Source organism: Roseibacillus persicicus, assembly GCF_014651675.1.
Classification (GTDB): Bacteria; Verrucomicrobiota; Verrucomicrobiia; order Verrucomicrobiales; family Akkermansiaceae; genus Roseibacillus; species Roseibacillus persicicus.
In genome coordinates this window covers 150,683-167,351 of the sequence record NZ_BMXI01000006.1, presented here as the reverse complement: position 1 = coordinate 167,351, position 16,669 = coordinate 150,683, and the positions used below count along the sequence as shown (strand labels likewise).

Sequence of the window (16,669 nt, the reverse complement as noted above, 5' to 3'; positions counted from 1 at the left end):
ACTGCGAGAGTTCAGAGGCCTTCGAAGGGTTCTCCCGCAGACGACGGCCGGAGGCCTGGGGACCTTCCCCAAACATTCGCGGCTGTTTTGGCACAACAGCCCTACCGACGGAGCAGGGGCATTCCTGTCCCTGAGACGGTCCGTCCACATCAAACCGTCCGCACCGAATCCGTCTCGACGAAGGCTCTGACACCCCGGGGCTCTGCTCATGGACAGGAATGTCCATGCTCCCGTAGCGTCCTTTTGATAAAAGGACCACGTGAGTTCAAGAGTCTTCGAAGGGTTCTTTCGCGGACGACGGCCGGATGCCTGGGGACCTTCCCCAAACATTCGCGGCTGTTTTGGCAAAACAGCCCTACCGACGGAGCAGGGACATTCCTGTCCCTGGGACGGTCCGTCCGCATCAAACCGTCCACATCAAACCGTCCGAACCGAACCCGTCTCCAACGAAGGCTCTGACACCCCGGGGCTCTGCTCATGGACAGGAATGTCCATGCTCCGGTAGGGTCCTTTTGATAAAAGGACCGCGAGAGTTCCGGGATGTTCGAAAGGTTCTCCCGCGGACGACGGCCGGAGGCCTGGGGACCTTCCCCGAACATTCGCAGCTGTTTTGGCAAAACAGCCCTACCGTCGAAAAATTCGTGAGGTGGCCTACCCCTTCGAGTTCGCACCGTTCCCATTCCGGCCTTCGCCGAAGTATTTTTCACTGCGGTAGCGCAACCACACGCGTAGGGTCTGAGGAACTTTTTCTTTCTCCGCCTCGCTCAAAGTTTCGTAAAGCTTCAAGGCCCGGAGACGTTCCCGCCGACAAGCGGCATTGTTGTGCGCATCCCACTGGGTCCGCGCCAAGCGAATGCGACGGTTCACCTCTTTGACCAAGGCATTGCCGACCAGAGGCTTGTTCTTCTTTTTCTTGGCAGGCATAGCCGAATCCTAAGCGACCTTCCCTCTTCTGTCGAAAAAAAGAAACCCCGGCAGGTTCGTAAGTTCCTACCGGGGCTGGTGAATTTGATTCTATTATGCCTTTGTGAAGACCACTTTGCCGGAAACGACATCGGCCTTGATGACATCGCCAGGGACGAAGTTGCCTTCCAGCACCTGCAGACTCAACTCGTCCAGAAGATGCTTCTGAATCGCCCGCTTGAGTGGCCGCGCTCCGTAGACCGGGTCGTAACCTTGATTGCCGATATACTCTTTGGCCTCCTCGCTAAGCGCCAAGCCCAGTCCTTGCTTGGCCAAACGCTTGCGCACGCGCTCCAATTGAATGTCCACAATGGTGGTCAACTCGCTGCGCTCGAGGCGGTCGAAGATGACGGTCTCGTCGATGCGGTTGAGGAACTCGGGGCGGAAGTGAGCACGCAGGGCCTCGGTCACCTTGGCCTCCCGCTGCTCGGCATTGCTCTCGTCCATGATGAACTGGCTGCCGATATTGGAAGTCATGATGAGCACGGTATTGCGGAAGTCCACCGTCCGGCCCTGGCCATCGGTGATGCGTCCATCGTCGAGAACCTGCAGAAGCACGTTGAAGACGTCGGGGTGAGCCTTCTCAATCTCATCGAAAAGAACCACCGAGTAAGGCTTGCGACGGACGTGCTCGCTGAGCTGCCCACCCTCTTCGTAGCCCACGTATCCCGGAGGTGCTCCAATCAGGCGCGAGACAGCGTGCTTCTCCATGTATTCCGACATGTCGATGCGCACCATCGCGTTCTCGTCATCAAAGAGGAACTCGGCTAGCGCCTTCGAGAGCTCAGTCTTACCAACCCCGGTCGGCCCTAGGAAAAGAAACGAACCTATGGGCCGGTTCTCATCCTGCAATCCAGCCCGAGCGCGACGGACGGCATTGGATACCGCGTCAATCGCTTGCCGCTGTCCTATGACGCGTTCGCCGAGGCGAGACTCCATCTTGACCAGCTTGGCACGTTCTCCTTCTTGCAGGCGGCTCACCGGAATCCCCGTCCACGCGGCAACCACGCGGGCAATGTCTTCTTCGGTGACCTCCTCTTTCAGAAGCCCAGAGCTTCCCTGCAATTCGGCGAGACGTTCCTTGGCTTCCTCCAGTTCCTTTTCGGCATCCGGAATCTGACCATACATGATTTCGGACGCTCGGCTGAGGTCACCTATTCGTTGTGCCTGCTCGATGTCGGTTCGCAAGGTATCCAGTCGTTCCTGCACCTCGCGCACCGCGTCGATCACTTCCTTCTCATTGCGCCACCGCGCCATCAGGCCAGACGACTCCTCTTTGAGGTCCGCCATCTCGGCTTCCACTTTCTCGAGGCGAGCCTTGCTTGCCGAATCCGTTTCTTTGGCGAGAGCCTGTCGCTCCATCTCCAACTGCATGATCTGACGCTCAATCTGGTCAATCTCGGTGGGCATGGAATCGAGCTCAATCTTGAGCCGGCTGGCGGCCTCATCAATTAAGTCCACTGCCTTGTCTGGCAAAAATCGGTCTGTGATGTAGCGGTCACTCAGGGTCGCAGCAGCGACAATCGCACCATCCTGAATGCGCACTCCGTGGTGAACCTCGTAACGCTCCTTCAGTCCCCGCAAAATCGCGATGGTATCCTCCGCACTCGGCTCGCCCACTTTCACGGGCTGGAAGCGGCGCTCGAGGGCGGCATCTTTCTCGATATACTTGCGATACTCGTCGAGGGTGGTGGCTCCGATAGTGCGGAGTTCACCCCGGGCAAGCTGAGGTTTCAAAAGGTTGGAGGCATCGACCGCGCCTTCGCTGGCGCCGGCCCCCACGATGGTGTGGAGCTCGTCGATGAAGAGAATGATTTCCCCATTGGAGGAGGTCACCTCTTTGAGGAAAGCCTTGAGGCGCTCCTCGAACTCACCGCGATACTTCGCCCCCGCCAACATGCTTCCCAAGTCGAGGGAAACCACCCGCTTGTTCTTCATGCCATCCGGCACGTCGCCGCTGACGATACGCCGCGCGAGACCTTCCACGATGGCGGTCTTACCGACTCCAGGCTCTCCGATGAGCACGGGGTTGTTCTTGGTTCGGCGCGAGAGAACCTGCAGCACCCGTCGGATTTCCTCGTCGCGGCCAATCACAGGGTCGATCTTCCCTTCCCGGGCTCGGGCGGTGAGGTCGGTGCCGTATTTTTCCAGCGCCTCGTATTTACCCTCAGGGTCGTCGTCAGTTACTTTCTGCGCGCCACGAATCTCCTTCAAGGCGACATCAAAGTTTTCTTGGGTGAGCCCCGCTTCTTTCAATAGTTTTCCCGCCGGCGAGTCCGACTTGAGCGAGCCCGCCAAGAAGTGTTCGACGCTGAGGTAGTCATCATCCATGGCTTCGCGAACCTCGTCCGCGGCGTCCAAACTACTACGCAAGCCGTAGCTAATCTGCGGCTGACTACCGGAGCCTTGCACGCGCGGCTCTTTGTCGAGCGCGGTAGCCACGGAGGCTTTCAAGCGCGAGACATCGACGCCTGCTTTTTCTAAAATTGGCACTACGATTCCGCCTTCCTGAGTGAGGAGGGCGAGAAGAACGTGATTGCTCTTCAACTCGGGGTGAGCCGACTTGGAGGCTGTTCGTTGCGCCTGTTGCAGCGCTTCCTGAAGTTTTGCTGTTAATTTATCTAATCCCATAACTTCTTATTTGCAGTTCACTAGCCAAGTCCAAGGAACGCCAATCCCCCCAGTTATCAAGGGATAATGAAATCTGCCCCCAGCGGCTGCGACAAATTGACGCCAATATCCGCGCAGTGGGCGGTCGGATTGGCGCAGTTGGCGGCTGGGAGATGACGAGTTGAAGACCAGCTAAAGCCTCGCGGTCGAGAAGCGAAACCTTTAGCTTTTCAACCCATGAGCAAGTTAGCAGTGGCCCTGGCAATCATCTCTCTCCTTTTCGGAGGGATGGTGGGATACTCTTTGGCCTATAGCCGGATTTACCAAGACCTGAAGGCGCAACGACAAGTCGCTCCTCCCGCCCCGGTAGAGAAAAAAACGCCCCCGCTGCCAACCGGCACCTCGCCTTTCGCACAGGTAATCGAGCAGGCCAGCGGGCAACGGGTTCTTCCTCTGGACAGTGTTTGCGAGCCTGTGCTCGATGCCATTGCGCAGGCTGCCGATTCCACGATGCAAAAGCTCAACGAGCCCACCTCCCCCCTCATCGGTCTGCGGCGCATCAACGAGGCTTCGCGCTTTTTCGAAGACTCTTTGTTGGAACTGTTAGACAGCCATCCGGACCTCCGTTGCCAAATTCCACTCACCCAAGAAGGCAATGCCCAACGTTCCGGCTATCCGGACCTGATGCTCACCCACGAGCCCACGGGACGGGTCTACTATCTGGATCCCAAGCTCTACGAAGCCTCTTCGCAAGAATCCAGTCTCCGCACCTTCTACTTCACCCCGCGAAGCAAGACCTCGAAAATCCTGAAAAATGGCCACCACCTTCTCATTGGATTTGCTCACGATGGCAAAGACGGCCAGTGGCAATTCCAGTCCTGGCGATTAGTCGACCTGTCGCAAATCAGCCTCACTCTCAAGTCCGAATACAACGCCTCTAACAAGGAGCTCTATCAGGAGGGCCAAGTGGTTCGAAAGAGCCCGTAGGACCTAACGGCTGGCAGCGACCGTCAGCCAGTCACCATTGGCCACCACCTCATAGGCCTCCACCCCGAGTTGCCACTCGTAGATTTGACAGGACAGAAGCGTGCCGTCGTCCAAACGCACGGTGGCTTCTACCCGGCGGTATTCGTCGTTTCGAGTGTCCTCCACTCCAATTCCCTCGAACTCATCGAGTTCGCGCAGAGTCTGTTCGTCGACCTGATAGACTTCGCCCTGCACGAGGGCATCTCCACCCAGAACCAGCCCGGGATACCAGTCCACTTTAACGAGAGTCCCCGCGCCAGTGGCTTTCCCGACGAAGGAAGCGCGTTCCATCCGCCAAGCGTTCGATGCTCCCTGGCGCAAGGCGCCATAAACAAAGACCGGCACCTTCATCGCTTATTCCTCTTCTTTAGGTTTAGCTACAACGGTGTCCTTGGGCTGCTGGCCGACCTCTTCGCAGAGACGCTTTTTGAGCGCGTCGAGGCCATCGCCTTCTTGCGCGGAAATCGGAATCACTTCGATTTTGGGGAAGCGCTGCTTGAGGTATTCCAAATTCTGGGCCGACTCAGGCAAGTCCATTTTGTTGGCGAGAATCTTCCAAGGGAATTTGGCCAACTCCTCATCATACTCCTTGATCTCGGTGCGTAGAATCTGCAAATCCTCGATCGGGTCGCGCCCTTCCAAGCCCGACATATCGACCACGAACAGCAACAAATGACAGCGGGTAATGTGGCGCAAGAATTCGTGCCCCAGCCCGCGGTTTTCATGCGCGCCTTCGATGAGTCCGGGAATGTCGGCGATGGTGCAGCGCTTGAAGCCCGGGAATTCAATCACCCCGACCGAAGGCGTCAAAGTGGTAAAGGGATAAGAGCCAATCTTCGGCTTATTGGCGGAAAGAGCACCCACCAAAGTCGACTTGCCCGCATTGGGAAAGCCCACCAAACCCACGTCCGCAATGCGACGCAGCTCGAGGAAAAAGACTCCCTGTTCGCCCTCGGTGCCGAGTTCGCGTTCTTCGGGCGTTTGATTGGTAGCACTGCGGAAGTGCCAGTTTCCGCGGCCTCCCTTGCCCGGGGTGCAAAGAGTGATTCGGTCTCCCGCATTGGTGAGGTCCGCAATGGGTTCCACATCGATTCCCTCGCCATGCTCCATCTCGACCGCCTCTTTAACGGTCAGCGCGGAGGTGCGGTAGACGACGGTTCCGGGTGGGACCTTACCCACCGCAGGACGACCACGTTTACCGCTTTTCTTATACTTCTGTCCGGCGCCGCCATCCTGAGCGACTAGCTTCGGGTTATAGGAAAAGGCCTTGAGGTTATCAACATGCTCGCTGACCTCCAAAACGACTTCTCCCCCATCGGCTCCATCGCCCCCATCGGGGCCACCCTCAGGGACAAATTTCTCGCGGCGGAAGGAAATGGCGCCATTTCCCCCGTCACCAGCCTTGGCAAAAATACGAATCCGGTCAACGAACATGCTCTTCCATGCGCCAAGAATGCCCGAGATGCAAATCCGATCTCAGTCGCTACTCCTCCTCTTCCGCAGGAACTTCTTCCATCGCCTCGCCAACCGACGCACCGATCACGGCTCCAACAGCTGCGCCGACACTGCTTTCTTGACTAATCATCGCGGCTTCCTCAGCGGGCAATTGGGTCTTCCACTGGTCAGCGGCCGCTTGGTCCTCCTCCTTCCAGGATTGATAGAGGCGGTCGTAGTTCACCCGACGGTCGTCATCGTCGATGATTTGCTCAAACCATTCGGCCGAACGTTCATACTCGCCGCTGTTGATTAAGCCGTGACCCGCATCGCGAAAGACGGAATCCGTTTTGAACTCATCCCCCTGGCTCGCCAACCATTGGGCGGCCTCGGCCTCATCCTGCCCGACCCATTGGCCGAAAGAACTGGAGATTTTCTCGCCAGCATCAGGTTGCCCCTTGAGCTCCTCCCCGAGCCACTCAACAGCCCCAGCAGGGTCAGTGTGCGACCACATAGAGGTGGCGTTGTCGACCAATTCATCACGAAGGTCATCTCTGGGATTCTCACTTTCGATAAAGTCGATTGCGGCTTGGGGATCCTGCCAAGCCATCTGCTGAACGATGCTGCGACGGGCGTCATGAAGGAGGTCGGGATCGTCTTTGGACTTCAGATAATCCAACAGTTCTGACCTCCGCTCGGGATCCATCCCCGCCGACTGGGCCAGCTGCTGAATGACCGCCTTTTGCGTCTTGGACTCCATGCCATCCAGTTTGGCCATGGTGCCATCGAAGTCGGTCTTCGCCATGTTGGCAAAGTACATGGCCTCGATTTGCTCCTTGCCCATCCCCATGGCACTACCACCCAGGCGATCCCCGTTTTCCTTGAACCACGCATAGGCTTGGTCGGGTTCGGAGCGCATCCAGCCCAACATCGCCCCCGTCGCCCCAATCATCTGCATCATACCCTTTTCTCCTTCAAAGACACTTTCCATCGCGGCCGGGCCATCCTTTGCGGCCCATCGATTGAGCAACATCATACGCACCGCCAACATCTCCTGGCCGCCCCCCATTTCGTCCAATTCCGCCATCAGACTCTGGAGCTCATAGGCATCCAGATACTGCACCATATCCCAAATCCCAAAGAGCGCCTCGAAGTCCATTTGAGCCATGGGTGACTGGCGCAGCTCTTCCAAAAGGGTCTCCAAACCTTGCCGGGGATTCTTCGAGAGTTCGTAACCCCGCAGATTCGGCTGCACCGTTCCGGTGCCTCCGTTGCTCTGGGTCGAGGTGGTCTGACTCAGCGTGGACTTGGTGGGAAGGCTCGCCTCCTCATCGCCGCCCCCCGAAGATCCGGCTCCTTTACCCACGAAAAAACCTCCCACACCGGTCAGAGCGGCGAAGGTGACAGCGATTGCAATTCCCGACGATTTCATACCATCGAATCATGGCCCATTTCCTGACCTCTCGCCAATTCCAAAACAGGCCACATTTTCCACCTGAGCGCGCACTCAGAACTGGGGTTGTTTTGCCGCCCGTTTTGGTATCAAGTCGGCCTTTCCCATGACCTCTGCCCAGCACGATCGTTATCTCCGCCACACCCTGCTTCCCCAAGTCGGAGAGGAAGGCCAAGAGCGTTTGCTCGACTCCTCGGTGCTCATCATCGGTTGCGGCGGACTGGGCTCTCCGGCTGCTCTTTATTTGGCCGCAGCGGGAGTGGGAAGAATCGGCTTGGTCGACCCGGACACTGTCGAGCGCTCCAACTTGCAGCGGCAGGTTCTTTTCAGCGAAAGTCAGGTCGGGGAAGCCAAGGTCACGGCGGCGGCCAAGCGATTGCAGGAGTTGAATCCCGAGCTGCGCATCGACCTTCATCGCGAGCGCCTGACGGTTGCCAATGCCCTCGACCTCGCAAAAGACTACGACCTGATTCTCGATGGCTCGGACAATTTCCCCACCCGCTACCTCACCAATGACTGTGCCTTTTTTCTGAAAAAGCCGCTCATCTATGGGTCCATCTTCCAGTTCGACGGTCAGGTCACCGTTTTCGCCCCACATCGCGAAGGTCCCTGCTACCGCTGCCTTCTGCCCGACGCCCCCGCCGCCGATGCGGTTCCCAATTGCGCGGAGGCTGGTGTGCTGGGAGCCTTGCCGGGGGTCATTGGTTCGCTCCAGGCCATGGAAGCGCTCAAGGTGCTGTTAGGAATCGGAGAAGCGCCCCACGGCAAGCTCATCTGCTATGACGCTTTACGAAGCTCCTTCCGCACCATCAAGTTGCGCAAGAATCCCGACTGCATCCTCTGTGGCGAAAATCCCAGTCTTGAAACTCTCCGCCACGAAGGGCATAGCTGTCCCGTGAACGCGCCCTACTCCGAAATCACCCCTGACGAATTCCGCGAAATGTTAGCCCAAGGATGGGATGGCGTTCTTCTCGACGTCCGCACGCCCGAGGAATACGCGGAGCGCGCGATTGAGGGCTCCTACTTTTTGCCTTTGCAGGAAATTCCCGCCCGCATGGCGGAAATCCCCAAGGACAAGCCGCTCGTGATTCACTGCAAAGCCGGCATGCGCTCTGCCCGGGCCTGCATGTTTCTGGCGGAAAACGGCTACAACGACTTGACCAATTTGGCCGGCGGCATCGACGCCTGGTAGTCGGCTAGCCGGGCTGTTCGCTTTTGGTAGCCGTAGCTTTGGCGCGGACGAGATTCCAGATCGCCTTCACCACAATTCCCAGCCCTCCTACGAAGAAGAGGATCGGGAACCAGATCGAGTAGCCCGGAGCCTTGGTCTCTTTCTTGAGCACCGCCTGCTCAGGATTGTCGGGATTGACCCAACAGGTCTGCTGCGTGCCCGCCGGATAGTTGTTGATGAGAGCTTGGATTCGGGTGGCATCTTTCACCCAAGCATTCCCGCGCAAATCAAAATGTTCGGAGCTATAAGGCTCATCATCGAACTCGTAGCCATAGAGTAATCCGAAGCTGTAGTCAGTCGGCACCTCGGGGCCGATCTTGCGCTCGCGCATCTCGGATTCCAGAATCAGACAGGGAGACTCTTTCCAATGATCCATGTCCCGCGCCCGTCCAAAACTCGCCCCTAACAACCAAGTGAAGACCGCCCCCGAGAGGGCCAGCATCAATCCGATTCCGATAAGATAAAAACTCCCCGCGCTCCCTTGCTTCACGCGCGGAGGCTAGCGCGGTTTTGTGGAGCTGAATAGGGAGAAGTCGCGTGTTGTTCCAAGTCCAAGCAAAGGAAACCTACCAATTCAATTTCGCCAGAGACTTCGCCAGGAACTTGCCGTTCTTGCGGATGACTTTGCCGTCGAAGATCACTTCGCCGCCGCCGTAGTCGGGTCGCTGGATATTGACGAGGTCCCAGTGAACTTGCGAGCGGTTGCCGTTGTCGGCTTCCTCGTAAGCTTGCCCGGGGGTGAAGTGGAAGGAACCCGCAATCTTTTCGTCGAACAAAATGTCGCGCATGGGTTCTTTGATCTCGGGATTGAACCCGAGGGCAAACTCCCCGATGTATCGAGCGCCAGGATCGGAATCGAGAATCTTGTTGAGCTCCTTCGTCTTGCCACCCGCAGCGGTCGCTTTCACGATCTTGCCTTGGGAGAACTCGAACTTGACCCCATCAAAAGGAATCCCGCGATAGATGCTCGGCGCGTTATAAGAGAGAACCCCTTCCACCGAATTCTTAACCGGAGCGGTGAAAACCTCACCGTCGGGAATGTTGTAATTTCCTCCGCAGACGATGGCCGGGATGTCTTTAATCGAAAAAGTCAGGTCCGTTCCCGGGCCCTTGAGCTGGACATCGCTCGTCTTGTCCATCAGACGCTTGAGCGCATTCATGGCGGGAAGGAGCGCCTTGTAGTCGAGGAGGCAGACTTTGAAGTAAAAGTCCTCAAAAGCTTCCGTGCTCATCCCTGCCTGCTGGGCCATTGCGGGATGGGGCCAGCGAAGAACGCACCACTTGGTCTTCTTCACCCGATGGTCAATGACCTTGCGCATGTGGCTCATGGCCAATTCCATCTTGGCAGCGGGAACATCGCTTTGTTCGGCGATGTTGTGAGCACCACGCACCGCGATGTAGGCGTCCATGTCCTTCATCTCATTGAGGAGATGCTTGGCGATGGTCTTATACTGAGTCTCGCTCGCGCCGAGTAAAAGCTCGCGGGAAATGCCCGCGCTGTGAAGACGAACCAGCGGATCAGCCCCGCGACGACGGGCCTCGCGAATCAGTTCGATCGCAAAGCTCTCGGGGACATCATAGAGGTCGAGAAGAACGGACTCCCCTTTTTTCAACTGAGTGGAGTAGGCCGTCAGCTGACGGGCCAGTTCGGTAAAGCGGGGATCTCTCATTCGCGCTCCCTCCATTCCTCAAAGCTGCGAGCACCGTCGATGCTATCCTCGGGCAAAGAAGTATTGGAGTCGAGAGCTTGACCGACATGCGAGTCGTCGAAAGCACCTCCGCCGGCCTGATGCTGGTGAACAGGAGTGCAAGAGACCGCACAGAACATGAGAGCGAGAACGCTAAGGGTAATCTTCACCCAAGAGTTATTCCCCTTTTCCTATGGGATGACAAGCGCAAGGGTGACCATGACAGCACTAAAAGCGTCCGGAATTCCGCAAATCCAGAAATTGATTGGCGAGGGCGATGGGAAAATTGTTGAGGGACTCGTGCACCGCGCTGAATCCCCTCCCGCGTGCTTCCACCACCAGCTTCTCGATATCTTCCTCGTAGGCCAAGGCGCCCAGATAGCGGCTGGCATCCTTCACCGTTTCCAGCTCCTCGCTGAGTGCTCGTTCCACCGCAGTCTCCCTCACGGAGGCTAACAGAACGAGGTGCTGCTTGGTGAGCAATTGCAATGCACCTAGGGAACCAAACTGATCTTCGGTGCGCAGATTGGTGAGCACAACCACCAGACAGCGCTTGGTTTGCATGCGCAGAATCCGGGTGGTGAGCTCGGCATAATCACCATAGCTGCGAGTGGGTTGATAGTTGTAAAGATGATCGAGAATGCGCGACATGCCGTGCGCCCCTTTGACCGGAGAAAGATAACGATCCTCTCCCCCGAAAGACAACACCCCCACCTTGTCCCCCTGCCCGAGAGCAATGTAGGATAGCAGAATGGCGGCGTTGAGCAGATGATCCAGAATCGGCAGTTCACCATCAATGGCCCGGGTGCGGATGCTGCAATCCGGCACGAGAAGAATCGTCTGGTCCCGCTCCTCCTGATACTCACGGGTAATCAGCCGGTTGAAGCGCGAGGTCGCCTTCCAGTCCACTTGCGAGACGCTGTCGGCCTCATTGTAGTCGCGCAGCTGATGGAACTCTTTGCTCATCCCGCGATTGCGCGGCTTCACAATGCCCATCAATTCGGCGCGGTCGGCGGTTGCCAGGAGCCCATAGTTCAGCGCGGGAACGTAGTTGGGATAGACTTTGGCAATCGCCTCTTCACCCACCCGACGACTCCGCCACCAGAGCCCCAGCAAGGATCGCACCTCCAGATAACTAGGCGCTATACGCAAATCTCCTCGATGGAGGAAAGTGACCCGATAACTGGATTGCACATGCTGCCTCGGGGCCAGCTTTGGCAAAATGAAAGGCAGCGACTGGTAGGAGCACTCCTCGGGCAAGCCATCAAAGAACCGCAAGCGCAGCGAGACCTTGCCGTGATTCTGGAGCACGTAGGGCACCTCGGTCTCTTGTTTGAGCGCAAAGCGGCTGGGCAAGTCGCGCCGAAAGGCCACCTCCCCTTGAAGGGAAAGCAAGATGATATCCAGCAAAACCACGAACCCAAAGAGAGCCGCCAACAGGAGAAAAACCATCTGCAGACTGCTGACAAAGACCACCACAATGGCCAGCACGAGGAGCGCGGCCGAGAGGGAGACTAACTGGACGGTGGGACGCATGCTTATTGGCGGGGAGCTTCCACCGAATTGATGATGGCGGCCACAGTTTCGTCCACCGTCTGCCCCGAGATGGCGACCTCGGGAGTCAATCGAATGCGATGGCGAAGAACCTGCAGGGCACAACCCTTCACGTCATCCGGGACCACGTAATCACGCTCGCGTAGCATGGCGAAACCTTTGGCGGCCTGCACGAGGGAAATACTGGCGCGCGGACTGGCCCCGTAGGAGGTCATCTCCGAACTGCGGGTGGCCTGAACGAGTTGAACCGCGTAACGAATCACTGAGGGCGAAATCGTGATGCTGGTCAGGCTCTCGCGCAGTTGCTCGATGTCTTCCGGCGAACACACCGTATCGATCTGCTCCGGTGCCAAGGACTCCATCCCCGAACGCGTGGCTCGCGTGGCAATTAGAATCTCGTCTTCCAGCCCCGGCTCGTCGACTAACAGTTTCATCATGAATCGGTCGAGCTGAGCCTCCGGCAACGGATAAGTGCCGTCCTGCTCCACTGGGTTCTGGGTGGCTAGAACCATGAATGGCTTGGGCAAAGGATAGGACACCCCATCAATGGTCGCCTGCCGCTCCTGCATCACCTCCAACAGCGCGGATTGCGTCTTGGCCGGAGCGCGGTTGACCTCGTCGGCCAAGAGCAAGTTCGTAAAGACCGGTCCCTGCTTGACCTGAAAGGACTGCTTCGCCATGTCAAAAATGCTGTGCCCCGTGACATCGGAAGGCATTAGATCGGGGGTGAACTGAATCCGCTTGAAAACCCCGTGAAAGGTCTCGGCCAGAGAAAGAACGAGGTGCGTTTTTCCCAATCCGGGATGACCTTCAATCAGGACGTGCCCCCCGCTCACAAAAGCGACCAAAACGTATTCCACCAACTTTTCCTGACCCACAAAAACGCGCTCAATCTGCTTACGGATTTGAGTCAGCATCGCAAAACTCGGGTCAGGAGTCGGAAGCTCAGGCATCGAGGGAGGAACTTCGCTTAACGGGGTCGTCGGCGGCAATTCAGCAGGACGGGGAAAAGTTGGATCGTCGGAGCTCATAATTTTTTATCGAGAGTCTTAAGGGTTTGTAGAGTAGACAGGAGAGACTTGTTGGTGGTGGAAGAGGTCAGGGCAGTCACTTCACTTTCAGCCAAGACCCCTTGCGCTCGGGCGGCGGTGAGAAGCTCTTCCTGACTGGCATTGAAAGGCTGGTTGGTTGCACGGGCTAGGCGGTGAAAGAGTTTTTCCCGGAGACGGGACACCACCACCCCTTCGGCCTTGTGCTTGAGGAAAAACGCCCCACTGGCCTCCAGGTGCTCGTCCAGCTTGGCCGACGGATTGGTTCCCCTCACAAATCGCGGGCCCACTCCCTTCGCCGCCCACCAGACTAACAAGGCCAGAGTCACCAAAGAGAAAATGAGCGCCTCGGGTGCGCGCCGCCAAAGAAGGGAGAAGAACGAAACCCGCGTGGAATGAACAAACCAGACCGTGTCCCCTTCCCCCACTGTTAAAATATCCCAGAGCAGGGTGGCGTGCTCGGCCTTTCCCAAATGCTTGTTGGTGAACAATTCAGCCGAACCCAAAACGGTGAGGTGGCCCAAGCCGTAGTCATAGGACTGGAAGGCCGAAGCCTCATCCTCTGCATAATCCAAATCGGTCAGCAGGTAGGGACTGTGGTAGTCGGTCTGATAGGAGTCCTCCCGAACGAAATCGACCCATTCAATCTTCTCCCCCCACACGCGCTCGGACTTGCCGGACTCTCCTTCCTCACGGGAAATGATGCGCATGGGCTGCTTGTCGAAGTCGAGGGCGAAGTAATCGAGAAAGGCTTGGAAGGGAGGTTCCTGCGCCGTGCCAGAAAAGATATCGCGGGCCTCATTTTGCAGAGTCAGGTAGACGATGAGGTTGCCCCCTTGGTCGACCCAATCGGAGATTTCCTCCAGGATCCCCTCACTTTGCAGACTCGCCGCGGGAAGCACCAACACCGTCCCATAGGGTGGCGGCAAGACCGGTGCGCCCGCATAGCTGGAGGCTTTCAAACCCATCTGCGTGGCCATGCGCTCGGCGGCCAAGAGATGATTGATGCGCGCGAGTCCCTTGTAACCAACCTCCCGCTCACGCTCTTCATACTTGCCACATCCTGCTAACAGAAAGGCAGTCACCAGCAGGAGCAGGACGCGCTTTAGGGTGAATAGAAGAGTCCTCAAATGGACCTCCCTTCAAACGGCCAACTAGCGCACAAATTCTCGAAGTCACCGGGAGCGACCTCTTCCTTGGAGTAAGCAATCTTCATCCACTGCTTGGAAAGTTGTCGAAAGTATCTCGCTTGCAGATTGGGGGCCACGTTCTCCACTTGGTTCAGGCATTCCATCTCGGTATCGGAGCTCTCGATGGCCACTGCCTGCTCGGTAATCAACTTCGTCAATGCTCCCCGATAAAGCAGCGACAAGGCCAATCGCGGCTCCCCGCTTGCCCAGTGATGTCGCGCCTGCCCTAACAGGTCATCGGGCAAAGACTCGGGAGTCACCTCCATTCCCATCACCACGGTGGGCAGGGCCCGCTTTCGCTTTCCGTTCTTATCTTCCGGAAGGTTACTAATCCGCCGGCCCTTCACGAGGTTCACGATCAGAACAATCAAAGCAACGACCAGAAGAGAAAGGGCCAGAATTCCGATCAATTTGAAAATCCCGTCCACTGCCCCAGCGGCTCCTGGCGCTCCTGACCCACCGCCCCAATTGGGACCCCGGTCGGACTCGGGCTTTTCCTCCTTTTTCTTGTTCGGCACCCACTCCTGATACTTTTCGATGTGATTCTTAAAGGCCTCATCAGCAAGCACCTCTTCAATCACCACTTGCGGATCGGCCTGCGCTCTCGCTTCCGGCGCGCTAAACAAGGCCAACAACCCCAACGATATCGCCAGGGCCAGAGAACGGTCCGAGCCTACAAACTGAAAGCGGGGCCCCGAGGTTGGCTTCTCAGGCTCGCTCGGTTCCGGCGTCGCGGCATCTGATTCCATTTCGGAAGTCAGGCGCGTTTTCGAGACTCGGGCAGCAAGCTCCCGGAAGCGAAGCTCCACATCCCAAGCCTCCTGACCCGTCCGACTATTGAGATAGAGCGCAAAGCCTCCCGCCAAATAGAAGGGCTCTAACAAGATAACCAAAATTCCGTAGCCCAGCCCGAAGAAGAGCACTAACAGAGTCTGCACCGCCCCGCCGCGACCGAACCACACCACCATCGCGTCCCAGCTCATCTCTTGCCCCTGCGGGATGAACAGCCGCGCCATCACGAATATCGAAAGCAGTCCAAGAGCTTCTAACAGCACCCCTCCCACAGTAATGAGAAAAGCCGGCCCTCCCCCGTTCCGCGAGATGACCCCGCAGCGCTGCGAACGGGCACTGCCCTCCAGGCCTTCGAGGTCCATCACCGGCATCGATTGGCTCCGACTCCACGAAAATCTGCGCCACGTAAGCAGGGAAAAACTGCCCTTAAACAGCAGCCTTTTCCACTCCCCCAAAGTCTCCTTCACCGACACCTCTTGCCCAAAGATACGGCGACTCAGGTAGTAGAGATAAAAGCGGTCCATGAGCGGCTTGCACCACCAGATGACAAGCGGAAGCAGGAACGGCAACTTCCAGCACAGCATGGCCACGAACACATAGAAGGGCCCGAAACTCTTGAAGCCCATCTTGAACAGATCCCGGTAATAGCGCTTGGCCAAGGCGGTGCCGAGGTCTACCGACTCCCAGCTGGAGCGTGGGCGCAGTTCAATCGTCAGGTCACGGACGTTCATACCACTCCTTCCTACCTGACATCAGATAGAGAATCGTGAGCACCCAGAAGAAGATTCCGACTCCAAATTTGAGCGCAGGCGGATTGGGATGGGCGGACCAGAATCCTTCGATGAAGGCCGCGAAGAAAGTGAGCACCGCAGCGCCGCCTAACAGCACGAGCGACTCCTGGGCATTCTTAATCAAAGCCGCCATTCGGGTGAGCTGCCCCGGGCGAATCAGTCCCCATCCGAGGCGCAGCCCCGCCATGGAGGAGATGTGCAAGCCCACCAGCTCGAACGCCGAGTGTCCTGAAACGAAGGTCCAGAATTTCATGGGGTCACCCGTCTCGTGCACATAGCCCGCCGCCGCCCCAATCGCCAAGCCATTGAAGATGGTGAAAAAGAGCGTGCCGATGCCATAGAAGATTCCTCCCGCAAAGGTGCGGAAGTCGATGCTCACATTATTCTGCACATAATGGCCGAACATCATGAAGTCACTGCCATGCGTCGCCCGTCCGTGAGCCAAGGCATCACCGTCCTTGCCATACATCGCGTCCATCCCTTGCATTCCTTCGGGCCCGAGAATGGACTGAATCCACACCAACCCCCATTGCCCCGAAAAGGCTAACAAAAAGAATGGCAACCAAAAGAGAACCACGCTGACCCAAAAGAAACCGAGGTTGTGCTTGAAGGCCCCAGGAAAAGTTCGCGTCAAAAACCTGATCGGCTGAAAGCGCGCCCGGCTGCGATGCAAATGGCGGAAGCCCCCCATCACCAAGCCGTTGAGACGACTGGAAAGAGCCAAACCATAAAGCCGCTCCCCAGCCAGACCGAGGTCCTGGCACACCTTGCGAAAGCTGGCCGGCATCTCGCGAGCTTCCTCCGGAGTCAGCTTGTCGCGACCATCCAACTTCGCGATCTGACGCTCGCTTTCCAGCCAGCGCCCCTCATTCATTTGTTGAAATTGTT

15 protein-coding genes are annotated in these 16,669 nt (G+C 57.4%); 2 read left to right on the top strand and 13 right to left on the bottom strand.

What is annotated here, in order from left to right; all coding sequences use genetic code 11:
- Positions 1 to 651: 651 nt before the first annotated feature.
- Positions 652 to 924: a Precorrin-3B methylase gene (locus tag IE099_RS08700; RefSeq protein ID WP_189569527.1), complete on the bottom strand. Its 273-nt coding sequence runs from the start codon at positions 922 to 924 to the stop codon at positions 652 to 654.
- A gap of 93 nt (positions 925 to 1,017) precedes the next feature.
- Positions 1,018 to 3,594: an ATP-dependent chaperone ClpB gene (gene clpB, locus IE099_RS08695; RefSeq protein ID WP_189569526.1), complete on the bottom strand. Its 2,577-nt coding sequence runs from the start codon at positions 3,592 to 3,594 to the stop codon at positions 1,018 to 1,020.
- Positions 3,595 to 3,810: 216 nt separating this feature from the next.
- On the opposite strand from clpB, the gene IE099_RS08690 reads away from it, so the two are divergent.
- Positions 3,811 to 4,560, top strand: a complete 750-nt coding sequence (locus IE099_RS08690; RefSeq protein WP_189569525.1) for a hypothetical protein — start codon at positions 3,811 to 3,813, stop codon at positions 4,558 to 4,560.
- A 3-nt stretch (positions 4,561 to 4,563) separates the two neighbouring features.
- On the opposite strand, the gene IE099_RS08685 is transcribed toward IE099_RS08690, so the two are convergent.
- The 3 genes from IE099_RS08685 to IE099_RS08675 are packed head-to-tail and all read right to left on the bottom strand — an operon-like array spanning position 4,564 to position 7,465.
- Positions 4,564 to 4,950 carry a gamma-glutamylcyclotransferase family protein gene (locus IE099_RS08685; protein ID WP_189569524.1) on the bottom strand — a complete coding sequence of 129 codons (387 nt, stop codon included), beginning with the start codon at positions 4,948 to 4,950 and terminating at the stop codon, positions 4,564 to 4,566.
- A gap of 3 nt (positions 4,951 to 4,953) precedes the next feature.
- Complete coding sequence (gene obgE, locus IE099_RS08680; protein ID WP_189569523.1) at positions 4,954 to 6,033, bottom strand: GTPase ObgE; 1,080 nt, start codon at positions 6,031 to 6,033, stop codon at positions 4,954 to 4,956.
- Positions 6,034 to 6,082: 49 nt separating this feature from the next.
- Entirely contained in the window at positions 6,083 to 7,465 is a 1,383-nt protein-coding gene (locus IE099_RS08675) for a hypothetical protein (protein ID WP_189569522.1), read from the bottom strand.
- A 127-nt stretch (positions 7,466 to 7,592) separates the two neighbouring features.
- Here IE099_RS08675 and moeB point away from each other — a divergent pair, with 127 nt between their 5' ends.
- The gene (moeB, locus tag IE099_RS08670) at positions 7,593 to 8,678 is read left to right on the top strand and encodes a molybdopterin-synthase adenylyltransferase MoeB (RefSeq protein ID WP_189569521.1); all 1,086 of its coding nucleotides are present in this window, start codon (positions 7,593 to 7,595) and stop codon (positions 8,676 to 8,678) included.
- Positions 8,679 to 8,682: 4 nt separating this feature from the next.
- On the opposite strand, the gene IE099_RS08665 is transcribed toward moeB, so the two are convergent.
- The 8 genes from IE099_RS08665 to IE099_RS08630 all read right to left on the bottom strand — a co-directional run bounded on the left by IE099_RS08665 (position 8,683) and on the right by IE099_RS08630 (position 16,655).
- Entirely contained in the window at positions 8,683 to 9,207 is a 525-nt protein-coding gene (locus IE099_RS08665; RefSeq protein WP_189569520.1) for a DUF3592 domain-containing protein, read from the bottom strand.
- Positions 9,208 to 9,283: 76 nt separating this feature from the next.
- Positions 9,284 to 10,387 (bottom strand): aminopeptidase, encoded by a 1,104-nt coding sequence (locus IE099_RS08660; protein WP_189569519.1) that lies wholly within the window; start codon positions 10,385 to 10,387, stop codon positions 9,284 to 9,286.
- The gene (locus IE099_RS08655; protein ID WP_189569518.1) at positions 10,384 to 10,575 is read right to left on the bottom strand and encodes a hypothetical protein; all 192 of its coding nucleotides are present in this window, start codon (positions 10,573 to 10,575) and stop codon (positions 10,384 to 10,386) included. Before IE099_RS08655 ends, IE099_RS08660 begins: the two co-directional genes overlap by 4 nt.
- A gap of 58 nt (positions 10,576 to 10,633) precedes the next feature.
- The gene (locus IE099_RS08650; RefSeq protein WP_189569517.1) at positions 10,634 to 11,941 is read right to left on the bottom strand and encodes a DUF58 domain-containing protein; all 1,308 of its coding nucleotides are present in this window, start codon (positions 11,939 to 11,941) and stop codon (positions 10,634 to 10,636) included.
- 2 nt (positions 11,942 to 11,943) lie between these two features.
- Entirely contained in the window at positions 11,944 to 12,990 is a 1,047-nt protein-coding gene (locus tag IE099_RS08645) for an AAA family ATPase (RefSeq protein WP_189569516.1), read from the bottom strand.
- A complete protein-coding gene (locus IE099_RS08640; protein WP_189569515.1) occupies positions 12,987 to 14,138 on the bottom strand; it encodes a DUF4350 domain-containing protein in 1,152 nt (383 codons plus the stop codon). Before IE099_RS08640 ends, IE099_RS08645 begins: the two co-directional genes overlap by 4 nt.
- Entirely contained in the window at positions 14,135 to 15,721 is a 1,587-nt protein-coding gene (locus tag IE099_RS08635; protein WP_189569514.1) for a hypothetical protein, read from the bottom strand. Before IE099_RS08635 ends, IE099_RS08640 begins: the two co-directional genes overlap by 4 nt.
- Positions 15,708 to 16,655, bottom strand: coding sequence for a stage II sporulation protein M (locus IE099_RS08630; protein WP_189569513.1), 948 nt, complete (start codon positions 16,653 to 16,655; stop codon positions 15,708 to 15,710). The genes IE099_RS08635 and IE099_RS08630 overlap by 14 nt, the downstream gene beginning before the upstream one ends.
- Positions 16,656 to 16,669 lie beyond the last annotated feature (14 nt).